Annotated in this window: 18 protein-coding genes and 1 riboswitch; of the genes, 11 read left to right on the top strand and 7 right to left on the bottom strand. The window is 64.0% G+C overall.

The features are described from left to right. Positions 1-47 precede the first annotated feature (47 nt). The 3 genes from BRPE64_RS02065 to ggt all read right to left on the bottom strand — a co-directional run bounded on the left by BRPE64_RS02065 (position 48) and on the right by ggt (position 4,372). Positions 48-872: a ferritin-like domain-containing protein gene (locus BRPE64_RS02065; RefSeq protein WP_044041126.1), complete on the bottom strand. Its 825-nt coding sequence runs from the start codon at positions 870-872 to the stop codon at positions 48-50. Between the two features lie 346 nt (positions 873-1,218). Then, entirely contained in the window at positions 1,219-2,577 is a 1,359-nt protein-coding gene (locus tag BRPE64_RS02060) for an MFS transporter (protein WP_016344352.1), read from the bottom strand. A 157-nt stretch (positions 2,578-2,734) separates the two neighbouring features. Further along, positions 2,735-4,372 carry a gamma-glutamyltransferase gene (gene ggt / locus BRPE64_RS02055; RefSeq protein ID WP_016344351.1) on the bottom strand — a complete coding sequence of 546 codons (1,638 nt, stop codon included), beginning with the start codon at positions 4,370-4,372 and terminating at the stop codon, positions 2,735-2,737. A gap of 465 nt (positions 4,373-4,837) precedes the next feature. Between ggt and BRPE64_RS02050 the strand changes: the two genes are divergently transcribed. Beyond that, positions 4,838-5,035, top strand: a complete 198-nt coding sequence (locus BRPE64_RS02050) for a hypothetical protein (RefSeq protein WP_008351420.1) — start codon at positions 4,838-4,840, stop codon at positions 5,033-5,035. Positions 5,036-5,111: 76 nt separating this feature from the next. Here BRPE64_RS02050 and BRPE64_RS02045 read toward each other — a convergent pair whose 3' ends face one another. Further along, the gene (locus BRPE64_RS02045) at positions 5,112-5,492 is read right to left on the bottom strand and encodes a hypothetical protein (RefSeq protein WP_044041125.1); all 381 of its coding nucleotides are present in this window, start codon (positions 5,490-5,492) and stop codon (positions 5,112-5,114) included. Positions 5,493-5,710: 218 nt separating this feature from the next. Between BRPE64_RS02045 and glpK the strand changes: the two genes are divergently transcribed. Continuing rightward, complete coding sequence (gene glpK / locus BRPE64_RS02040; RefSeq protein WP_016344349.1) at positions 5,711-7,207, top strand: glycerol kinase GlpK; 1,497 nt, start codon at positions 5,711-5,713, stop codon at positions 7,205-7,207. 115 nt (positions 7,208-7,322) lie between these two features. After that, positions 7,323-7,486, top strand: a riboswitch (FMN riboswitch). Positions 7,487-7,625: 139 nt separating this feature from the next. Continuing rightward, positions 7,626-8,378 (top strand): 3,4-dihydroxy-2-butanone-4-phosphate synthase, encoded by a 753-nt coding sequence (ribB, locus tag BRPE64_RS02035; RefSeq protein ID WP_016344347.1) that lies wholly within the window; start codon positions 7,626-7,628, stop codon positions 8,376-8,378. Positions 8,379-8,388: 10 nt separating this feature from the next. On the opposite strand, the gene BRPE64_RS02030 is transcribed toward ribB, so the two are convergent. The 3 genes from BRPE64_RS02030 to BRPE64_RS02020 are packed head-to-tail and all read right to left on the bottom strand — an operon-like array spanning position 8,389 to position 10,714. Then, on the bottom strand, positions 8,389-9,075 hold the full coding sequence (locus BRPE64_RS02030) for an HAD family hydrolase (protein ID WP_016344346.1): 687 nt from the start codon (positions 9,073-9,075) through the stop codon (positions 8,389-8,391). Positions 9,076-9,112: 37 nt separating this feature from the next. Beyond that, on the bottom strand, positions 9,113-10,303 hold the full coding sequence (locus tag BRPE64_RS02025) for an MFS transporter (protein ID WP_016344345.1): 1,191 nt from the start codon (positions 10,301-10,303) through the stop codon (positions 9,113-9,115). 21 nt (positions 10,304-10,324) lie between these two features. Then, positions 10,325-10,714, bottom strand: a complete 390-nt coding sequence (locus tag BRPE64_RS02020) for a VOC family protein (protein ID WP_016344344.1) — start codon at positions 10,712-10,714, stop codon at positions 10,325-10,327. A 123-nt stretch (positions 10,715-10,837) separates the two neighbouring features. On the opposite strand from BRPE64_RS02020, the gene BRPE64_RS02015 reads away from it, so the two are divergent. The 8 genes from BRPE64_RS02015 (at position 10,838) to glyQ (ending at position 19,784) form a co-directional block, all read left to right on the top strand. Then, positions 10,838-11,809 (top strand): LysR family transcriptional regulator, encoded by a 972-nt coding sequence (locus tag BRPE64_RS02015; protein WP_044041886.1) that lies wholly within the window; start codon positions 10,838-10,840, stop codon positions 11,807-11,809. Positions 11,810-11,969: 160 nt separating this feature from the next. Then, complete coding sequence (gene miaB / locus BRPE64_RS02010) at positions 11,970-13,331, top strand: tRNA (N6-isopentenyl adenosine(37)-C2)-methylthiotransferase MiaB (protein ID WP_016344342.1); 1,362 nt, start codon at positions 11,970-11,972, stop codon at positions 13,329-13,331. A gap of 21 nt (positions 13,332-13,352) precedes the next feature. After that, positions 13,353-14,474, top strand: coding sequence for a PhoH family protein (locus BRPE64_RS02005; protein ID WP_016344341.1), 1,122 nt, complete (start codon positions 13,353-13,355; stop codon positions 14,472-14,474). Then, positions 14,471-14,935, top strand: a complete 465-nt coding sequence (gene ybeY / locus BRPE64_RS02000; protein ID WP_016344340.1) for an rRNA maturation RNase YbeY — start codon at positions 14,471-14,473, stop codon at positions 14,933-14,935. Before BRPE64_RS02005 ends, ybeY begins: the two co-directional genes overlap by 4 nt. Before the next feature lie 52 nt (positions 14,936-14,987). Further along, positions 14,988-15,680: a gamma-glutamylcyclotransferase gene (locus tag BRPE64_RS01995; protein WP_016344339.1), complete on the top strand. Its 693-nt coding sequence runs from the start codon at positions 14,988-14,990 to the stop codon at positions 15,678-15,680. A gap of 201 nt (positions 15,681-15,881) precedes the next feature. Beyond that, positions 15,882-16,790: an HlyC/CorC family transporter gene (locus BRPE64_RS01990; protein ID WP_016344338.1), complete on the top strand. Its 909-nt coding sequence runs from the start codon at positions 15,882-15,884 to the stop codon at positions 16,788-16,790. A 77-nt stretch (positions 16,791-16,867) separates the two neighbouring features. Continuing rightward, positions 16,868-18,559 (top strand): apolipoprotein N-acyltransferase, encoded by a 1,692-nt coding sequence (lnt, locus tag BRPE64_RS01985; RefSeq protein WP_016344337.1) that lies wholly within the window; start codon positions 16,868-16,870, stop codon positions 18,557-18,559. A gap of 196 nt (positions 18,560-18,755) precedes the next feature. After that, positions 18,756-19,784: a glycine--tRNA ligase subunit alpha gene (gene glyQ, locus BRPE64_RS01980; protein WP_084675751.1), complete on the top strand. Its 1,029-nt coding sequence runs from the start codon at positions 18,756-18,758 to the stop codon at positions 19,782-19,784.

Here is a 19,784-nt window from a genome sequence, read left to right as displayed (position 1 = left end):
CGGAAAATTAAAAACGCCGGCTTGGGGCCGGCATCGTGGATCAGCTTCTAGCGGAAGAACAACTGCGTCATCTTGGACAGCGGATAGTGAACGCCAGGCTGAATGCGCGCGGGCAAATCGAGCGGCTTGAGCAGCATCTTGATGGCCTGATCCGCCGACAAATTGCGCCTGACGAGCGCATTCACACGCGCCGACAACTCGCGGTTGTACTCGGAATCCTGCGCATGCTCAGGATAACGAACGGCGAACACATGCCGCAGCGCAATTTCCGAATCCTCGCTCTTCAACTCGGCGACGCGCCGTATCAGCGCGCCGAGCACGGCAAGACGGCCGTTACCTTCGATCTTGTTCCACTTCTTGAAGAAGCGGAAAAAGTGCTTGTAGTGCCGCACTTCGTCCGTGCGGATGTTGTCGGTGATTTCCTTGAGCACCGGCTCGTCGGAGCATTCGTTGATGGCGCGATACAGCGTGGCCGTGCCCGTTTCGACGACGCAGCGCGCTACCATCTCGAGCGCGCGCTTCTTCTCGAATTCTTCGTAAGAGCACGTAAGCGAATATTCGGCGAAGAAATTCTTGAAGGCCGTGTCCCAGTCGAACTCCGGCCAAACGTAATGGATGTAGGTCTTGAGCGCCCTGCCGTGCTGCATCTCTTCGGGCTCCCACTCCTCGTTGAGCCACGCGGAGATCTCGGGGTCGTCGTGAAAGTACTTGCTCAGGTTGCTCGTATAGAGATCCGTGCCGCTCTCGATGAACGAGCAGGCGCACAGCAACAAAAGAAGATGCTCGTTGGACTGCGCCTTCTGACGATCGATCCGGCTGAGATCGATGTCCTCGATACGCCACGGCATGACGTGGCTACTTTCGGTGTGCATTTATCGCGCTCCCTGGCTGGACTGAACGCGCCATCGGCCAACAAGAGACGGCCGAGGTTCAGGCGACGCCGCGAACGTGTCGGTCACGGCGTCTTCAAATTCACGTATTAACAGCTTGATTTTCAATATTAGCCGCCCTGCTGCGAGTTTGCAGACGTGGGGACAGACTCGCGCGCGAGGGCGTCGGTTCCGAGTCTGCGTCAAATTTCCACGCCTCGACGCGAGCAGGCATCGACGCGCTGCAGCATGAAACGTGCCGGTTGCATGCCACCACGCCTGACGGAGCGCCAAAATGCACAAGGGCGGCCGAAGCCGCCCTAGTTGGACACGATGTAGCGGAAGCCAGTCAGGCCGGTCTCAGCGCGAGCCGCGCGGAACGCATGCGCCACCCGACGACCGCAAGCGACACGCCCGAGAGCACCGCAGCGAGCAGCACGTAATAGCTCGGCGCGAGTTTGTCGCCGGTGACGTGGATGAACGCCTCGACGATCGTCGGCGCGAATCCGCCGAACAGCGTGACGCCGAGCGCGTAGCCGATCGACAAGCCGGTTGACCGCACGCGCGTCGGGAAGATTTCGGACATGAGCGCGGGCATCGGGCCGGAGTAGGCCGCCTTCAGAATGCCCGCGACGGCTTGCAAGACCACCAGCGACGCGATCGTCGGATGCGTCTGCAGCCATGCAAACATCGGATAAATCGCGACGCCCATGAAGATCGACGTGGCGAGCATGATGCGGATGCGCCCCAGCCGGTCCGAGAGCGCGCCCATCAACGGTGAAAAGATGAACTGAAGTCCGCCATTGAGCACGACAACAGCGAACGAGGCCGTCGCCGGAAGATGCAACTGCTTGACGGCGTACAACGGCATGTAGAGCTGCAACACATACACGCCGACCGTCGATTGCGCGACGATGCCGACCGACAGCAGCAGATTCAGCCATTGATTGGAGAACGAGACGCCGGGCGCGCTGGTTTGCTGGGCGGGACGCGCCGCGAGAAACTCGGGCGTTTCGTCCAGATGCGACCGAATGTAGTAACCGACCGGACCGACGAGCAGGCCGAACACGAACGGAATACGCCAGCCCCAGCTTTCGAGTTCCGGCTGCGGCAGCCACGCAGTCAGCAGCGAGCCGAACGACGCCGCCATGATGGCGGCCAGGCCCTGGCTCGCGAACTGCCAGCTCGCGTAATAGCCGCGCCGCGCTGCGCTGTGCTCGACCATGAAGGCGGTCGCGCTGCCGAACTCCCCGCCGACCGCGAAGCCCTGAACCAGACGCGCAAGCAGGATCAAGAGCGGCGCCGCGACACCGATGTGCTGATACGACGGCATCACGGCCATCGTGAACGTGCCGACCATCATCAGCAGAATGGCGAGCGTGAGTGCGGCCTTGCGCCCTTTGCGGTCGCCGTAGATGCCGAGCACGATCGCGCCGAGTGGACGCATCAGAAACGAAATGCCGAACGTGCCGATCGCAAGCATGGTCGAAAGCCACTCGTCGTGCGACGGGAAAAACGCCTTGGCGATGATCGTCGCGAAATAGCCGTAGACGAGGAAGTCGAACCATTCGAGCGCATTGCCCACCGACGACGAGAACACGATCCGGCGAATCATCGCCTTCGACGGCGTCTGTCCGGTTGCAGACCGTTCGGCATTCTTCGGCGCTACGCCGCTCGCATCCGGCGCTCGGTACGCGCTTTCATTCATGTTCGTCTCCTCGTCCTGCTTTATGTCGTGTCTTGTCCGCCCGGCATCATGAAGACGCGGACGCACGCACCCTTTCGATGGCCAAATAGCAGCGATCGAGCGCGATTGATCGGGTGAGCGGAGACCGCGCCCGTGGACGCGGTCTCCGGCGAACAGGTCAGAACCCGGCGGCGAGTCCGTCGCGCCGGCTGTCGCTTGCCGCGACATAACCGCGTTCGGGATCGTTTCGATCGAGCTTCCAGATGTACTGGCCCGAGCCGAAGTCCATATAAGGATCGTCGACGGACTTGATCGTGTGACCCATTCCTTCGAGCGCGCGCGCGGTATGCGCATCGAGTGTGGCTTCGATGTCGATCGTGAAGTCGCGATTGACCTTCCAGCGCGGCGCGTCGCATGCCGCCTGCGGCTGCTGGCCGTAGTCGAGCATGCGCACGATGGATTGCAGATGGCCTTGCGGCTGCATGTCGCCGCCCATCACGCCGAAGCTCATGACGGCTTCGCGGCGGCCATCCACTTCCTGCGTGAGGAACGCCGGAATGATGGTATGGAACGGCCGCTTGCCGCCCTCGACGACGTTCGCCGATTTCGGGTCCATCGAAAAGCCGCAACCGCGGTTCTGCAGCGAGATGCCGCTGTCCGGCACGACCACGCCCGAGCCGAAACCCATGTAGTTCGACTGGATGAAGCTCACCATCATGCCGCGCTCGTCCGCCACCGACATGTAGATGGTGCCGCCCGCCTTCGGCATGCCGAAGTCGAAGTGCGTGGCCTTCTTCGGGTCGATGAGCTTCGCGCGTTCGCTCAGATAGGCGTCGTCGAGCATCTGCTCGGGCGTCACGTCCATCGAACGCGGATCGGCGACATAGCGGTAGACGTCGGCAAACGCGAGCTTCATGGCCTCGATCTGCAGATGCTGCGACTCGATGCGATCGACGCTGAGCGAGCCGACATCGAATTTATCGAGGATGCCGAGCGCGATCAGCGCCGCGATGCCTTGCCCGTTCGGCGGAATTTCGTGCACCGTGTGCCCGCGATAATCTTTGCTGATCGGCTCGACCCAATCCGCGCGATAGTTGCGCAGATCGTTCATCGTCAGCGCAGCGCCGCCTTCGCGCGCGAACGCGGTGATGCGCTCGGCGAGTTCCCCTTCGTAAAAGGCGCGCGGACCCTGTTGCGCGAGCAAACGCAGCGTCTTTGCGTGGCCGGGAAAGCGCACGAGTTCGCTCACTTCAGGCGCACGTCCGCGCGGCATGAAGACGTCCGCGAAGCCTGGCTGATCCTTGAGTTCGGGCACGGCCGCAGCCCACTTGTAAGCGACGATGCTCGCGACCGCATGGCCGCGCTCGGCGATCTCGATGGCGGGCTCCATCAGATCGGCGAACGGCAGCGAGCCAAACTTCGTGTGCAGCGCTTCCCATCCGGCGATGACGCCCGGCACCGTCACCGCGTCCCAGCCGCGCTTGGGCTGGCGCGCGAGGCCGTTCTCCTCACCATATTTGCTGCGGAAATAGTCGACGTTCCACGCCGCCGGCGAAACACCCGACGCGTTCAGCCCGTGCAGCTTCTGGCCGTCCCAGACGAGCGCGAAAGCGTCGCCGCCCAGGCCGCACGATACCGGCTCGACCACGGTAATGGCCGCTGCCGCGGCGATGGCGGCATCGACGGCATTGCCGCCCTTCCACAACATGCGCAGGCCGGCTTGCGCGGCAAGCGGATGCGACGTGGAAACGATATTGCGGGCGAACACCGGCAGACGCGGCGTGGGATAGGGGTTTTGCCAGTTGAAGCGAGTCATTGAATGAAATCCGAAATACCAGCGGGCCGGACCGTCCTGTGACTGCGGGAGACGGCCGGACAAAAGAACGATATTGCATTGTCCGCTTAACTCTAAACAAATTCATTTATCTAATGAATTAATGAATCTGACGCATGAATTGAAAGCCAGCGTTGACCGGGCGGCGCGCGAGCCGGCGAAGGCTTATGTCTGTGTGCGCTGCCGCAGGAACTTCAAGTGGATTCTTCGAACTTGCGCTGAAAGCGGACCGCCTCCGCTCACGAGAAAAGTCAAAGGCAAAATTTTCTTGGCGAATTTGGCACTCGTCAGACACTTGCCTACAATCCCAATTCCCGGCATTCGCAGTACAAAAACTCAGGCGTCTGCCCGGCGATTTTTTCGGTTTCCCCGTACAACGTTTCGAAGCAAAAAGATCCGGCTTACAAAGCCGGCTGCTTATGCCGTTCGGTCGTCATGGAGAACACAATGCTGAGTCCGCACGAATTTGCCACGCTGCTACTGGTTCAGGAAGCACCCAATCAAGTCGACATGGAACGCGAAGAGCTCGACGCCCTGCTCGAACGCCAGCTCGTTCAACTCGAAAATCTCGCATCGGGACGTCAGCAATGGCGCCTCACCGCCACCGGCGATTCCACCGTCAAGGCTTTCAAGCGCTACTCGTAGCAGTTGCGACAGGACTCAGGGCGCGGCCAGCGGCCGCGTCCGGCTCAGCACTACCCTCCACTTCTTCGAAACGTCTTTATCCGGCGCGCAGCGTCGGGTCGACTGCAGAACGCCAGCTCAAGGCCTGAGCGCGCTGATCCAAAAAGAAATTCGCCCACGCGCTTTGTGACTCGGGCCCCGGGTTCGCCTGCAAGGCGCGATGCCGCTCCGCAATCGCCGCCTGAAACGCGCAGAAGCGCTCCTTCGACACGCCGCCGCGACGCTCGGCCACGTAGGCATCGAAGAACGCCGAATAGACGGATTGCGCGTCCGCGCCATAGTCGACCGCCGGCGTGCCGCACATCTCCTGCAGTGCCGTGAACGATGGCGCGCCCATCGTGCCCTGCAGGCTCGGCGTTCCCACGCATCCGGCAAGCAGCGCCGCAGCTAGCGCGCCGGAAACAAACAACGTTCGCATCGCATCACCCTTCGATCGGTTTCGTGCAGCCAGTATCGGCCCATCGGCGGCGGCGCGCCACTCGGCCGGATGGCATAGGCCGCGTGTAGGCCGCCCGCACCTAAAGCGCGAAATGTCGCGCGGCCTATGCCGTTTGGCCGAGTTGTACGCGTGCTCTCACTCCGATAGATTGCAAGCGACATCAACGGACATCGCTCCCGCGCCAACCCGGAGGCACCATGCAGGATCAGTACATTCTCGCGCTCGATCAGGGCACCACCAGCTCGCGCGCGATCTTGTTCGACCGCGGCGGCAACATCGTGTCCGTGGCACAGAAGGAATTCCGGCAGATTTATCCCGAAGCCGGCTGGGTCGAGCACGATCCGCAGGAAATCTGGTCGACGCAGGCTGGCGTCGCGGCAGAGGCCGTTACGCGAGCGGGCGCGAATGCTTCGTCGATCGCCGCGATCGGCATCACGAATCAGCGCGAAACCACGATCGTCTGGGACCGCGAAACCGGCAAGCCGGTGTACAACGCCATCGTCTGGCAGGACCGCCGCATGGCAAGCTTCTGCGACGAACTCAAGGCCCGCGGCCTCGAAGCGATGGTGCGCGCGAAAACCGGATTGCCCATCGACGCGTATTTCTCCGCCACCAAAATCCGCTGGATTCTGGATAACGTCGAGGGCGCGCGCGACAAGGCCCGTCAGGGCCGCCTCGCCTTCGGCACCGTGGACAGCTGGCTCGTATGGAATTTCACGCGAGGCGGCATGCACATCACCGATATCACCAACGCGTCGCGCACGATGCTCTTCAACATCCACGAACGACGCTGGGACGATGAACTGCTCGACGCACTCGATATTCCGCGCAGCATGCTGCCGGAGGTGCGGTCATCGTCGGAGGTGTACGGGAAAACACAGGGCACGGTGTTCGCCGCCGATCTGCCTATCGCATCGCTTGCCGGCGACCAGCATGCCGCACTGTTCGGACAGATGTGCACGGACTCCGGCATGGTCAAGAACACTTACGGCACCGGCTGCTTCCTCGTAATGAACACGGGCGCGAAGCCGATCGAATCGCGCAACAACCTCGTGACGACCATCGCCTGGCAGATCGGCGACCGGGTCGACTACGCACTCGAAGGCAGCATCTTTATCGCGGGCGCGGTCGTGCAATGGCTGCGCGACGGCCTCGGCCTGATCCGCCACGCCGGCGAAATCGAGACGCTCGCGCGCGGCGTGCCGCACAGCGACGGCGTCTATCTCGTTCCCGCGTTCGCCGGTCTCGGCGCGCCGCACTGGAACGCCCGGGCACGCGGCACGTTGTTCGGCGTGACGCGCGGCACGACCTCGGCCCATATCGCGCGCGCGGCGCTCGACTCCATCGCGTATCAGTCCGTCGACGTGCTGAAGGCCATGGAAGCCGACTCGGGCATGCGCATCGCCGAGTTGCGGGTCGACGGCGGCGCGTGCGCGAACGATCTCCTGATGCAGTTTCAGGCCGACATTCTCGGCGTCGATGTCGCGCGCCCGCGCATCGCGGAAACCACGGCGCTCGGCGCGGCATATCTCGCGGGGCTGGCGGTCGGCTATTGGAAAGACATCGACGAACTCAAGGCGCAGTGGCAACTGGAGCGCCGCTTTACGCCGTCGCTGCCCGCGGCGGAAATCGAGTCGTGTCTCGGCGGCTGGCGGCGCGCGATCAATGCGGCGAAAGCATGGGCCGACAGCTAGCAGACGCGGCGCGCGACGGCTTCAGCAACGCAGCGCGCCGTGATGCGGCAGTGCAAAAAACGCGCGCGTGCGGTATCCTAAAAAAGCTGCCGGCCGTTCGGCTTGGCAGCATTCAGTACGTCTTCAGGGCGGGGTGTAATTCCCCACCGGCGGTATGTGGCAAGGCTTCACGGCCGAACCACGAGCCCGCGAGCGCCCGTGCGAGCATCATGCGCGGGGTCAGCAGATCTGGTGAGACGCCAGAGCCGACGGTCATAGTCCGGATGAGAGAAGATGTGCAGATAGTCATGTCCGTTTTCCCTGGCGGCGCGTCGCGCGCCGGACCGGCCGACGCAGCAGCGTCGCCGCAGGGTGTCGTTCTGTCTGTTTGCAATGCCCTGAAACGTTTTTCGCCCATTTTTTCGCGAGAGCGTTTCACATGTCCCAGACTCACAGCAGCAGCAATCCAGTCAACGGCAGCCTGTCTTTCGCCGCGCCGTCCGTCATCGCAGACGACGCTTCTGCCGATCTCCCGCAACTCGCCTCGTTCGACATTCCGCCGCGCATCGCCGCTGCGCTCGACGCCATGCGCGAAGGCCGCCCGGTCGTTCTGCAGGATGACGACGATCGCGAGAACGAAGCCGATCTCATCGTCGCCGCCGAAAAGCTTACCGACGCCACGATGGCGCTTTTGATCCGCGAATGCAGCGGCATCGTGTGCCTGTGCCTGCCCGACGAAAAGGTGCGCGCCCTCGAATTGCCGCCGATGGCCGCCGCCAACGGCAGCCGCTACGGCACGGCCTTCACGGTGTCGATCGAAGCGCGCGAAGGCGTGACGACAGGCGTCTCGGCGGCTGATCGCGTGACGACGATCCGCGCGGCGATCGCCGATCATGCGCAGCCGGGCGATATCGTCCGGCCGGGCCATGTCTTTCCGCTGCGGGCGATGCCCGGCGGCGTGCTCGCGCGGCGCGGCCATACCGAAGGCACCGTCGATCTGGCGATCCTCGCCGGCCTCAAGCCCGCGGGCGTGTTGTGCGAACTGATGAACGCCGACGGCACGATGACGCGCGGCGCGCAAGTCGAGCGCTTCGCCCGCGACCACGGCCTGCCGATGCTGACCATCGCCGAACTGGTGGAATTCCGCGCGGCGCTCGCAGCCGCGCGCGAATCGATGGAAATAGCAGCCTAAGAGCAGCCCATCAGGACAGCACGTCGCCGAAATCCCCGCGCACGCCGGCGGCGACGAGTGCGGGCAGTTCGTCCATGTGCTCCATGATCCGCGTGATGCCGGTTTCGCGGAGCACCTGCGCATAGCCGGAAGGAATATGGCTCGCGCCGACGAACGCAATGGTCTTCATGCCCGCCGCGCGCGCCGCCGTCAGCCCGGCGACGCTGTCCTCCACGACGAGGCATCGTTCGGGCGCGACATCGAGCGTGCGCGCAGCAAGCAGATAGACATCCGGATAAGGCTTCGGCCGCTCGACCTGCTGCGCGCTGAACACGCGGGGCCCGACAATTTCGTCGAGCCCGGCGCGCCGAACGGAGGCGCGCACGCGCTCCATCCGGCTGTTCGAGACCACCGCGACCGGCAAGCCGCAGCGTTCGAGTGCGGCCCGCACACCGGCAATCGGTCCGAGCGAGCGCGCGAGTTCCACCGCGACGCGCGCCTCGATCGTATCGACGAAATTCGGCGGCATCGCGATGCCGTATTTCGTCTGCAGATTCGCAAGGAACCGCGAAGTTTGCTGCCCGAAAGCCGTCTTAACGGCCGGTTTGAAGTCGATGCCGGGAAACGTCTCGGTCAGGACGTCCAGCATCACGCGATCCGCGATGATTTCGCTGTCGACGAGCACACCGTCGCAATCGCAGATGAGATGGTCGATCATGTTGGCTCGAATTACGTTGAGCCAACATGATAAGCGTTCAGCAGGCGTCGGCCGCTTTTACGTCTGCTTTTATCTTGGCGGGCGCGCGCGGCGTATCGAGGCGCGCCGCGAACCACGTCACGGCAAGCGCGGCGAGCGCGACCACGGCGGCGGCCCACGGCAGCGCATCGAGTCCGTGGCCGTGCGTGAGCACCGCGCCGCCGAGCCACGCACCGCCCGCGTTGCCCACGTTGAACGCGCCGATATTGAGCGTCGAAGCCAGATTCGGCGCGTCCTTCGCCTTCTCGACGACGCGCGTCTGCAACGGCGGCACCGTCGCGAATGCCGCGATGCCCCACACGAAAATCGTGACGATCGCGCCGATCTGGCTGTGGCTCGTCTTCGCGAAAATCGCCATCACGACAGCGAGCGCGAACAGAATGCCCATCAGCGAACGCATCAGCGCGCGGTCGGCGAGCCTGCCGCCGATCGTGTTGCCGATCGTCAGGCCCACGCCGAACAGCACCAGAACCAGCGTGACGGCGCGCGGCGAGAAGCCGCCGACTTGTTCCAGAATCGGCGCGATATACGTGAACACGATGAACACGCCGCCGAAACCGAGCACGGTCATCGTGAGCGCGAGCCAGACTTGCGGGTCGCGCAGCACGCGCACTTCGCGGCCGAGATTGCTCGGCGCGACATCGTGACGATTCGGCACGAGCGCCGTGACGCCCAGCGCGGACAGCACGCCTAAGCCCGCCACGATCCAGAACGTCGCGCGCCAGCCCAGTTCCTGACCGATGAAGGTTCCGAACGGCACGCCCAGCACGTTCGCGAGCGTGAGGCCGGTGAACATCAGCGCGATGGCGCTCGCGCGCTTTTCGGCGGGCACGAGCGACGCGGCCACCACCGCGCCGATGCCGAAGAACGAACCATGCGCGAACGACGTCACGACGCGCGCGATCATCAAGAGGCCGTAACTCGGCGCGACCGCGCACAGCACGTTGCCGACGATGAACACGAGCATCAGCAATTGCAACGCGAGCTTGCGCGGCAGCCGGGCGGTCAGCACGGCAAGCAGCGGCGCGCCGACCGCGACGCCCAGCGCATAACCGGTGACGAGCAGGCCCGCCGACGGAATCGACACGGCCAGATCGTGCGCGACGTTGGGCAGAAGGCCCATGATGACGAACTCCGTCGTGCCGATGGCGAAAGCGCTGATGGCCAGCGCGAGAAGCGGAAGAGGCATGATGACTCCAGTCGGTCCAGATCAGATTTGAGCGGTCACGAACTCGACGACCACGACCACGCCCGCGCCCAGCCGCACGAAGAGCTGACGCTCGCGCGCGAGCGGGACTTCGGCGAGCTGATAGGCGTAGGCGTGGCAGTCGAGGCGTTCGAGCAATGCGTGCCACTCGGCGGCATCGTCGATGCGCAGCGCGAGATGATCGATGCGCGTCGCATTCGGCCGCTCCGCCGTAGCGGTAGCGCCGCCGCCCGACGCGATCAGATGCACCGCCGGACGCGCGCCGAGATACAGCCAGTAACCGCCGACGCCGAACGGCGGCCGCGGCCCGACCCGCATCCCGGCGATATCGACGAAAAAGCGCATGAGCGCGTCGCAGTCGGGCGCGACGATCGTGACGTGGTCGAGTTGCATGGCTTGAACGCTCCGTGTACCGCAAACGAATTGCTGCGATTGACCGGGATTGTGCGAGCGCGGCGAAGTTTTGAGAATTGGGCTAGTCTTTGAATCATTCTCAAACTGGAATTGAAAATGTCGATGGATCGGCTCGGCGATATGCGCCTCTTCGTGGAGGCCGCCGCGGCGGGAAGCCTGTCGGCGGCGGGACGCAAGCTCGGACTGTCGCCGGCGGCGGCGAGTGCGCGTCTCATCAAGCTGGAAAAGGCGCTGCGCGCGCGGCTTTTCGAGCGCACGACGCGCCAGTTGCGCGTCACGGACGAAGGCCGCCTGTATCTGCAGCACTGCCGCGTCGCGCTGCAGGCGATCGACGACGCCGAAGCCGCGCTGCAGGCCGGGCAGAACGTCGTGCGCGGCAAGGTGCGCATTTCGGCGACATCGGATTTCGGGCGATCGCTCTTGCGCCAATGGCTCGACGACTTCAGCGCGCAACATCCGGACGTGAGTTTTGCGCTGACGCTGTCGGATTCGGTGTCGAATCTCCTGCAGGAAGAAATCGATCTCGCGATTCGCTTCGGCGCGCCGCCCGACAGCGGTCTCGCGGCCCGCGCGCTCGCGCCGAACCGCCGCGTGCTGTGCGCGTCGCCGGATTATCTGGCGCGTAAAGGCGTGCCGACGACGCCTGCCGAACTCGTCGGACACGATTTCGTCGTGCTGGTCACGGCGGCCGGCCCGCTGAACGAACTGAACTTCGTGCGCGGCGACGAGCGCTACAACTACACGATGCCGCTCGCCGATTCCTGGGAAAGCAACGACGGCGCGATGGCGCGCGCATGGGCGCTCGCGGGCCACGGCATCGCGCATAAATCGATCTGGGATATCGCCGCCGACGTCCGCGCGGGCACGCTGCGCATGGTGCTGCCCGACTGGTGCACGCACGAGGCGGCGGTTCATGCGCTCTTTCACGCGAACCGCTACATGGCGCCGCGCGTGCGCGTCCTGCTGGATTTTCTCGTCGCGCGTTTCGAAAAAACCACGGCCGAGCTGCTCGGCGACCTCGCCTACCCGCCCGAGCGGCGACGGGCGCGTGAGGAATGGTCGTCGGCGCTATAATATCGGGCTTAATTACGGTAAAAAGCGCGATAAACAGCGCAGTAAAAGCGCAGCAAAAGCGGGCAGACCGGCGTAGAAGCGATCGGTGCAGAAGCTCGCGAAGTCCTCGTCAATCTCTTACCAGCGCCCCCAGATCAACCACTGTGACCGGCGACGATTCATGACCAAAAAAGTATATGTAAAGACCTTCGGCTGCCAGATGAACGAGTACGACTCCGACAAAATGGTCGACGTGCTCGGCGCAGCGGAAGGACTCGTCAAGACGGACACGCCCGAAGACGCGGACGTCATTCTGTTCAACACGTGCTCGGTGCGCGAAAAGGCCCAGGAGAAAGTGTTCTCCGATCTCGGCCGCGTGCGCGAACTCAAGGAAGCGAACCCCAATCTGCTGATCGGTGTCGGCGGCTGCGTCGCGAGCCAGGAAGGCGCGTCGATCGTGGCGCGCGCGCCGTATGTCGATCTCGTCTTCGGTCCGCAGACGCTGCATCGCTTGCCCGCGATGATCGATCAGCGCCGCGCCACCGGCCGCGCGCAGGTCGACATCACGTTTCCGGAAATCGAAAAGTTCGATCATCTGCCGCCCGCGCGCGTGGACGGCCCGAGCGCGTTCGTGTCGATCATGGAAGGCTGCAGCAAGTACTGCAGCTATTGCGTCGTGCCCTACACGCGCGGCGAGGAAGTGTCGCGCCCGCTCGATGACGTCCTCACCGAAATCGCCGGCTTGGCCGATCAGGGGGTGCGCGAAGTCACGCTGCTCGGCCAGAACGTGAATGCGTATCGGGGCGCGTTGACCCTGGGTTCGTCTGAAATCGCGGATTTTGCGACGCTCATCGAATACGTCGCGGAAGTGCCGGGCATCGAGCGCATTCGCTACACGACCTCGCATCCGAAGGAATTCACGCAGCGCCTGATCGACACTTACGCGAAGGTGCCGAAGCTCGTCTCGCATCTGCATCTTCCTGTGCAGCACGGCTCGGATCGCATTCTGATGGCGATGAAGCGCGGCTACACCGTGCTCGAATACAAGTCGGTGATCCGCCGCCTGCGCGCGATCCGCCCGGATTTGTCGCTGTCGACGGACTTCATCGTCGGCTTCCCCGGCGAGACCGAGGACGATTTCAACAAGATGATGACGCTCGTCGACGAGATGAGCTACGACACGAGCTTCTCGTTTATCTACAGCCCGCGTCCCGGCACGCCCGCCGCGAATCTGCACGACGACACGCCGCGCGAAGTCAAGCTGAAGCGTCTGCAACACTTGCAGGCGACGATCGAAGAAAACGTGCAGCGCATCAGCGCGTCGATGGTCGGCAAGATCGAACGCATTCTGGTCGAGCGTCCGGCGCGCAAAGATCCGAACGAACTCGCCGGGCGCACGCAGAATAACCGCGTCGTGAATTTTCCGGCGCCCGTGGAATCGCACGCGCGGCTGATCGGCCAGATGATCGACGTGAAGATCATCCATGCCTATCCGCACTCGCTGCGCGGCGAGTTGGTGATGGCGCCCGAGTTGGCGCATTAAAGACAGGAACTCAAGTTCACCTTGAAGAACGCTCCCACGCAGCATCTGGAATTCACCGCTCCGCGCGAGGACAACGCGCGGCTCGCCAACCTCTGCGGCCCGCTCGACGAAAACCTGCGGCAGATCGAGCAGGCGCTCGACGTGACGCTGTCGCGGCGCGGCCACAAGATTTCGATTCGCGGCCGTGGCGCGAAAGTCGCGCTCGCGGCGCTCGAAAACTTCTACAACCGCGCGCGCGATCCGATTTCCGTCGATGACATCCAGCTCGCGCTCGTCGAAGCACGCCATGCGACGCGACGCGCGAAAGACGCCCGCGAAGCGAACGGTGACGAGGCCGATCCGCGCTTTCGCGGCGATCCGGATCATCCGTTCGACGAGCCGAGCGCAACCATCGATCTCGGCGAAGACGAAGATCACGGTCCGAAGCTGTACACGCGCCGCGCCGACCTGCGCGGACGCACGCCCGCACAGCGCGAATATCTGAAGCAGATCCTGTCGCACGACGTGACCTTCGGCATCGGGCCGGCGGGCACGGGCAAGACCTACCTCGCGGTCGCGTGCGCGGTCGATGCGCTGGAGCGCGATCAGGTGAAACGCATCGTGCTGACGCGGCCGGCTGTGGAAGCGGGCGAGCGGCTCGGCTTCCTGCCGGGCGATCTCGCGCAGAAGGTCGATCCGTATCTGCGGCCGCTGTACGACGCGCTCTACGATCTGCTCGGCTTCGATAAAACCGCGAAGATGTTCGAGCGCCAGATGATCGAAATCGCGCCGCTCGCCTATATGCGCGGCCGCACGCTGAACCACGCGTTCATCATTCTCGACGAAGCGCAGAACACCACGCCCGAGCAGATGAAGATGTTCCTCACGCGCATCGGTTTCGGCTCGAAAGCGGTCGTCACCGGCGACACCACGCAGGTCGACCTGCCGCGCGGCCACAAGAGCGGGCTGATCGAAGCGCAGCACGTGCTGTCGGAAGTGCGCGGCATCGCGATCACGCATTTCACGTCGGCGGACGTGGTGCGGCATCCGCTCGTCGCGCGCATCGTCGAGGCTTATGACGCGCAATCGCAAAAGGACGCCGCGCTCGCCGAGGCCGCGCGTGCGGCACAGCAACAATCGCAGCAAGCGCCCAAGTCCGAATGACGCCGCGTCTCACCCTCACGCTCCAGTTTCCCGCGGCGAAAGCGTTTCCGTCGCACAAGGTGATCTTGCCGCGTGCGACCGTCGTGCGCTGGATCAAGGCGTCGCTGTTCGCGGACGCCGAGCTGACCGTGCGCTTCGTCGACGAAGAAGAAGGCCGGTTGCTCAACCGGACGTATCGGCAGAAGGACTACGCGACCAACGTGCTGACCTTTGCCTACGCGGAATCGGAGGACGATCCCGTCACGGGCGATCTGATTCTGTGCTGTCCGGTCGTCGAGCGCGAGGCAGCCGAACAGGGCAAGCCGCTGGCCGCACATTACGCGCATCTGATCGTTCACGGCACGCTGCATGCGCAGGGCTACGACCACGAAGTCGAAAGCGAGGCGCAAGAGATGGAATCGATCGAGACGGATATCATGCAGTCTCTGGGATTTTCCGATCCTTATGTGCCGTTGAGCTAAGTGCCTTTGACCTGAAACCGGTCCGATGCCGGCCCGATGTCCCGAACGCGCCGTGAACGACAAGACGCCCGATTCTCCACAATCCGCCCCGCCCCACGCCGAACCGGCGCCCGCGCCCTGCCCGGACTATCCGCCGGCGCTGCGCGAATCGGCGCTTCTGTCCGACGACGAACTCGCCGCGTCGCGCGAGGCCATGCTCGTCGACTGGGACCGGAAGTCGGATTTGTGGCTGTTCGGTTACGGCTCGCTGATCTGGAATCCCGGACTGCCGACGCTCGAAGCCGTGCGCGGCAAGGTGCACGGCTATCATCGCGGGCTGTATTTGTGGTCGCGTGTGAATCGCGGCACGCCCGAGCAGCCGGGCCTCGTGCTGGCGCTCGATCGCGGTGGCTCGTGCACCGGCATGGCGTTCCGGCTCGCGGGCGCCGATGCGACCGAGCATCTCGAAGTGCTGTGGCGACGCGAAATGCCGATGGGCTCCTACCGGCCCGCGTGGCTGCCGTGCCTGCTCGCCGACGGACGGCGCGTCGAGGCGCTGGCGTTCGTCATGCGCCGCGAGGCGGCGTCGTACACGGGCAAGCTTGCCGATCCGGTCGTGCGCGCGGTGCTCGGCTGCGCGAGCGGACGCTACGGCACGACGCTCGACTATGTCAGCCGCACCGTCGAGGCGCTGCGCGAAAGCGGCATGCCGGATCGTGCGCTGGAAGCGCTGCTCAGACGATGTCAGGCGCAGAGCGGGACGTGACGTGCACCGTCGCGATTTCCGTATGACGTTTGCGGCAGGCATCGTCCGTTCGGCTAACGAGCGCGGCTGGACATACTTTTCGCATATTTATCGGCTAGCATGGCTCATTTCACGCGCGCCGCACCACGCAGCCCGCGTTTTGCCTTGGTGTATGCTTAACTTTCCGCTAACCTGCGCCCGGGAACTCCCGGGCGCTCCGCTATGAACGAACCCTATCCCAGTCGACGCCATACCGACAAACCGCAGGAAAAGCGCTCGCTTCTCGAACGCCTGACCGATTTCATCTCACACGAGCCCGAATCGCGCGACGAACTTCTCGAAGTGCTTCAGGACGCGCACGAGCGCAACCTGCTCGACGCCGATTCGCTCTCGATGATCGAAGGCGTCTTCCAGGTCTCAGACCTCTGCGCGCGCGACATCATGGTGCCGCGCGCGCAGATGGACGCCATCAATATCGCGGAAACGCCCGCCGAATTCATCCCGTTCGTGCTCGAAAAGGCGCACTCGCGCTATCCGGTCTTCGAGGGCAATCGCGACAACGTGATCGGCGTGCTGCTCGCGAAAGACCTGTTGCGCTATTACGCCGAAGAGGAATTCGACGTACGCGGCATGCTGCGCCCCGCCGTCTTCATCCCCGAATCGAAGCGTCTGAACGTGCTGCTGCACGACTTTCGTGTGAATCGCAATCACATTGCGATCGTCGTCGATGAATACGGCGGCGTCGCCGGCCTCATCACGATCGAGGACGTGCTGGAGCAGATTGTCGGCGACATCGAGGACGAATACGACTTCGACGAGGAAGCCGGCAACATCATCGCGACGCCCGACGGCAAGTATCGCGTGCGCGCGCTCACCGGCATCGAGCAGTTCAACGAAGCGCTCGGCGCCGATTTCTCCGACGAGGAAGTCGACACCATCGGCGGCCTCGTCACGCATCGCTTCGGGCGCGTGCCGCATCGAGGCGAGAAGGTGCGCATCGACGACTTCGTGTTCGAGATCCAGCGCGGGGACGCCCGTCAGATCCACGTCCTCCTCGTGCGGCGCGTGCCGAATCTCGCGCAGCAACAACATCACCACACAAGCGACGACGAAGACGAACTGCGCGACTAAGCGCCTCGCGGGCGCCGTTCGCCGACGGCGCCCGTCATCCTCCTTCCCCGTCTTCCGTTTCATCTCGACCGTCATCAATGGCCGATTCATCGTTTCGCATTCTTTCCCGCCGCCGCCAGTCGTCTAATGCGTCCGATGCCCCGGAAACGCTCGAGGCGCCGCGCGCGTTGCCGTTCTGGCATTACCTCGTGGCCGCCGTGCTCGGTGCCGCGAACACGCTGTCTTTCGCGCCGACGCCGCACGGCGGATGGCTCGAACTCGTGATCTTCGCGTTGTTCTTCGCGTGGCTCTCGCGCACCAGCGGCTGGCGCAGCGCCGCCGCGACCGGCTGGGCATTCGGTTTCGGCAACTTCGCGACCGGCGTGTGGTGGCTGTACGTCAGCATGCACGTTTATGGCGGCATGGCGGCGCCGCTCGCCGCGGCCGCCGTCGCGCTGTTTTCGCTCTATCTCGCCGTGTATCCGGCGCTGTCGAGCGCGGTGTGGTCGCTCGTCGCAGGACGCGCGCGTTTCGGCGACGAAGACTCAGCCACCGCGCGCGACATCGACGCCTCGCCCCGCCATGCACCGACGTGGCACGGCGCGTTCGCCTTCGCAAGCGCCTGGGCGCTCGGCGAATGGCTGCGCGGCCTCGTGTTCACCGGCTTTCCTTGGCTCGCGAGCGGCTACGCGCAAGTCGACGGGCCGCTCAAGGGTTTCGGCCCGATCGCGGGCGTTTATGGCGTCGCGTGGGTTCTGGCGCTCGTCGTCGCATTGATCGTGCAGGCGCTGTATCAGTGGCGGCGCGCGCAACGCGGCGCGCGGGCGCTGATTCCGGCGGCGACGGCGCTCGCGCTGATCGTCGCGGGCATGCTGTTGTCGCTCGTGCAATGGACCACGCCCGCCAACGCACCGCTGAGCGTGCGGCTGCTTCAGGGCAACGTGAAGCAGGAGATGAAGTTCGAGCAGGCGGGCGTCGATGAATCGCTCGCGCTCTACAAGCGGCTCATCACCGAGAAGCCGGCCGATCTGATCGTCACGCCGGAAACCGCGTTGCCCGTGTTGTCGGTGCAGATTCCGCAAGACTTCGCCGTGGCCATCCGCCGTTTCGCCGACGACACGAACTCGTCGATCCTGTTCGGCGCGATCGGCGTCACGATTCTCCCCGACGGCCGCGCGACCGATTACACCAACAGCCTCTTCGGCGTCACGCCGCATGTGAACGGCGTGTACCGCTACGACAAGCATCATCTCGTGCCCTTCGGCGAATTCGTGCCGCTCGGCTTTCACTGGTTCGTGCGCATGATGGGCATTCCGCTCGGCGACCTCGCGCGCGGCCCGCTCGTGCAGAAGGCGTTTCTCGTGCATAACCAGCCGGTTGCCGTCGATATCTGTTACGAGGACATCTTCGGCGAAGAGATCGCGCGCACGATCCGCGAGCAGGAAACGCCCGCCGGCATTCTCGTCAACTCGACGAATCTCGCGTGGTTCGGCAACACGATCGCGCTCGATCAGCATCTTCAGATCGCGCGCATGCGCTCCATCGAAACCGGCCGCCCGATGCTGCGCTCGACCAACACCGGCATGACGGCGGTAATCGCGGCGAATGGCGACGTCGTGTCGAAGCTGCCGACCTTCACCACCGGCGTGCTCGAAGCGCACGTGCAAGGCACCTCCGGCAGCACGCCGTATGTGACGAGCGGCAACATGACGGTGATCGCGGTGTCGCTCATTCTGCTGGCGTTCGGGTTTGCGTTCGCGCCGAACCGGAAACGTTCGGGTACGCGCTGAACGCCGCTTGAAACGCGGCCGCGGCACGATGCGCGGCTGCGTTTCACGAACACGCGTCATGCCCGCGCTCGCGGGCTCGCGTAGGCCAAAAAGCCGCATCGGCGGTGCATTCGGCTAAAATTCAATGTTTCAGCACTTTGGCCGACTCTCGGAGTCGCGTCGTCACGACGATGGCCGCGCCCCGCACAAGGCAATCATGCTCACTTTCCAGCAAATCATTCTGACGCTGCAGTCCTACTGGAACGATAAGGGCTGTGCACTGCTCCAGCCGATCGACATGGAAGTCGGCGCAGGCACCTCGCACGTCCACACGTTTCTGCGCGCAATCGGCCCGGAGCCGTGGCGCGCCGCCTACGTTCAACCGTCGCGCCGCCCGAAGGACGGCCGTTACGGCGAGAACCCGAACCGTCTGCAGCACTACTATCAGTATCAGGTGGTGCTCAAGCCCGCACCCGAAGACATCCTCGATCTGTATCTCGGCTCGCTCGAAGCGCTCGGCTTCGACCTGAAGCAGAACGACGTGCGCTTCGTCGAGGACGACTGGGAGAACCCGACGCTCGGCGCGTGGGGCCTCGGCTGGGAAGTGTGGCTGAACGGCATGGAAGTGACGCAGTTCACTTATTTCCAGCAAGCGGGCGGCATCGACTGCAAGCCGGTGCTGGGCGAAATCACCTACGGTCTCGAACGTCTCGCCATGTACCTGCAGAAGGTCGAGAACGTGTACGACCTCGTCTGGACCGAGTGGGAAGAAGACGGTCCCGACGGCCGCGTGCTGCGTCGTCTGACCTACGGCGACGTGTATCACCAGAACGAAGTCGAGCAGTCCACGTACAACTTCGAACACGCGAACGTCGATCTCCTCTTCACGTTCTTCAAGAGCTACGAAGAAGAAGCGAAGAAGATGATCGACGCGAAGCTCGCGCTGCCCGCGTACGAACTCGTGCTGAAGGCCGGCCACACGTTCAATCTGCTCGATGCGCGCGGCGCCATTTCCGTGACGGAGCGCGCGGCGTATATCGGGCGCATTCGGGCGTTGTCGCGTCTCGTCGCGCAGACTTACTACGAGTCGCGCGAAGCACTCGGCTTCCCGATGCTCGGCAATCCGGTCAGGGGCGATCGCGACCTCATCACCGACGAGCAGGAAGCGCAGCGTCCCGCATGGGCGCCGCCGCTGCGCGTGGAAAGCGCGCCACCGGGTGAAACCCGCAACAACGAACAGGTTTGA

This window comes from Caballeronia insecticola, assembly GCF_000402035.1.
GTDB classification, from domain to species: domain Bacteria; phylum Pseudomonadota; class Gammaproteobacteria; order Burkholderiales; family Burkholderiaceae; genus Caballeronia; species Caballeronia insecticola.
This window is presented reverse-complemented; position numbering and strand designations above follow the sequence as displayed.

Coding starts and splice junctions, on each gene's coding strand:
- BRPE64_RS02020 (WP_016344344.1), bottom strand. CDS start 10,714: ATGCAACTCGACCACGTCACGATCGTCGCGCCCGACTGCGACGCGCTC.
- lnt (WP_016344337.1), top strand. CDS start 16,868: ATGGCCGATTCATCGTTTCGCATTCTTTCCCGCCGCCGCCAGTCGTCT.
- BRPE64_RS02060 (WP_016344352.1), bottom strand. CDS start 2,577: ATGAATGAAAGCGCGTACCGAGCGCCGGATGCGAGCGGCGTAGCGCCG.
- glpK (WP_016344349.1), top strand. CDS start 5,711: ATGCAGGATCAGTACATTCTCGCGCTCGATCAGGGCACCACCAGCTCG.
- BRPE64_RS02045 (WP_044041125.1), bottom strand. CDS start 5,492: ATGCGAACGTTGTTTGTTTCCGGCGCGCTAGCTGCGGCGCTGCTTGCC.
- BRPE64_RS02025 (WP_016344345.1), bottom strand. CDS start 10,303: ATGCCTCTTCCGCTTCTCGCGCTGGCCATCAGCGCTTTCGCCATCGGC.
- BRPE64_RS01990 (WP_016344338.1), top strand. CDS start 15,882: ATGAACGAACCCTATCCCAGTCGACGCCATACCGACAAACCGCAGGAA.
- BRPE64_RS02015 (WP_044041886.1), top strand. CDS start 10,838: ATGGATCGGCTCGGCGATATGCGCCTCTTCGTGGAGGCCGCCGCGGCG.
- BRPE64_RS02065 (WP_044041126.1), bottom strand. CDS start 872: ATGCACACCGAAAGTAGCCACGTCATGCCGTGGCGTATCGAGGACATC.
- BRPE64_RS02030 (WP_016344346.1), bottom strand. CDS start 9,075: ATGATCGACCATCTCATCTGCGATTGCGACGGTGTGCTCGTCGACAGC.
- ribB (WP_016344347.1), top strand. CDS start 7,626: ATGTCCCAGACTCACAGCAGCAGCAATCCAGTCAACGGCAGCCTGTCT.
- BRPE64_RS02050 (WP_008351420.1), top strand. CDS start 4,838: ATGCTGAGTCCGCACGAATTTGCCACGCTGCTACTGGTTCAGGAAGCA.
- miaB (WP_016344342.1), top strand. CDS start 11,970: ATGACCAAAAAAGTATATGTAAAGACCTTCGGCTGCCAGATGAACGAG.
- ggt (WP_016344351.1), bottom strand. CDS start 4,372: ATGACTCGCTTCAACTGGCAAAACCCCTATCCCACGCCGCGTCTGCCG.
- ybeY (WP_016344340.1), top strand. CDS start 14,471: ATGACGCCGCGTCTCACCCTCACGCTCCAGTTTCCCGCGGCGAAAGCG.
- glyQ (WP_084675751.1), top strand. CDS start 18,756: ATGCTCACTTTCCAGCAAATCATTCTGACGCTGCAGTCCTACTGGAAC.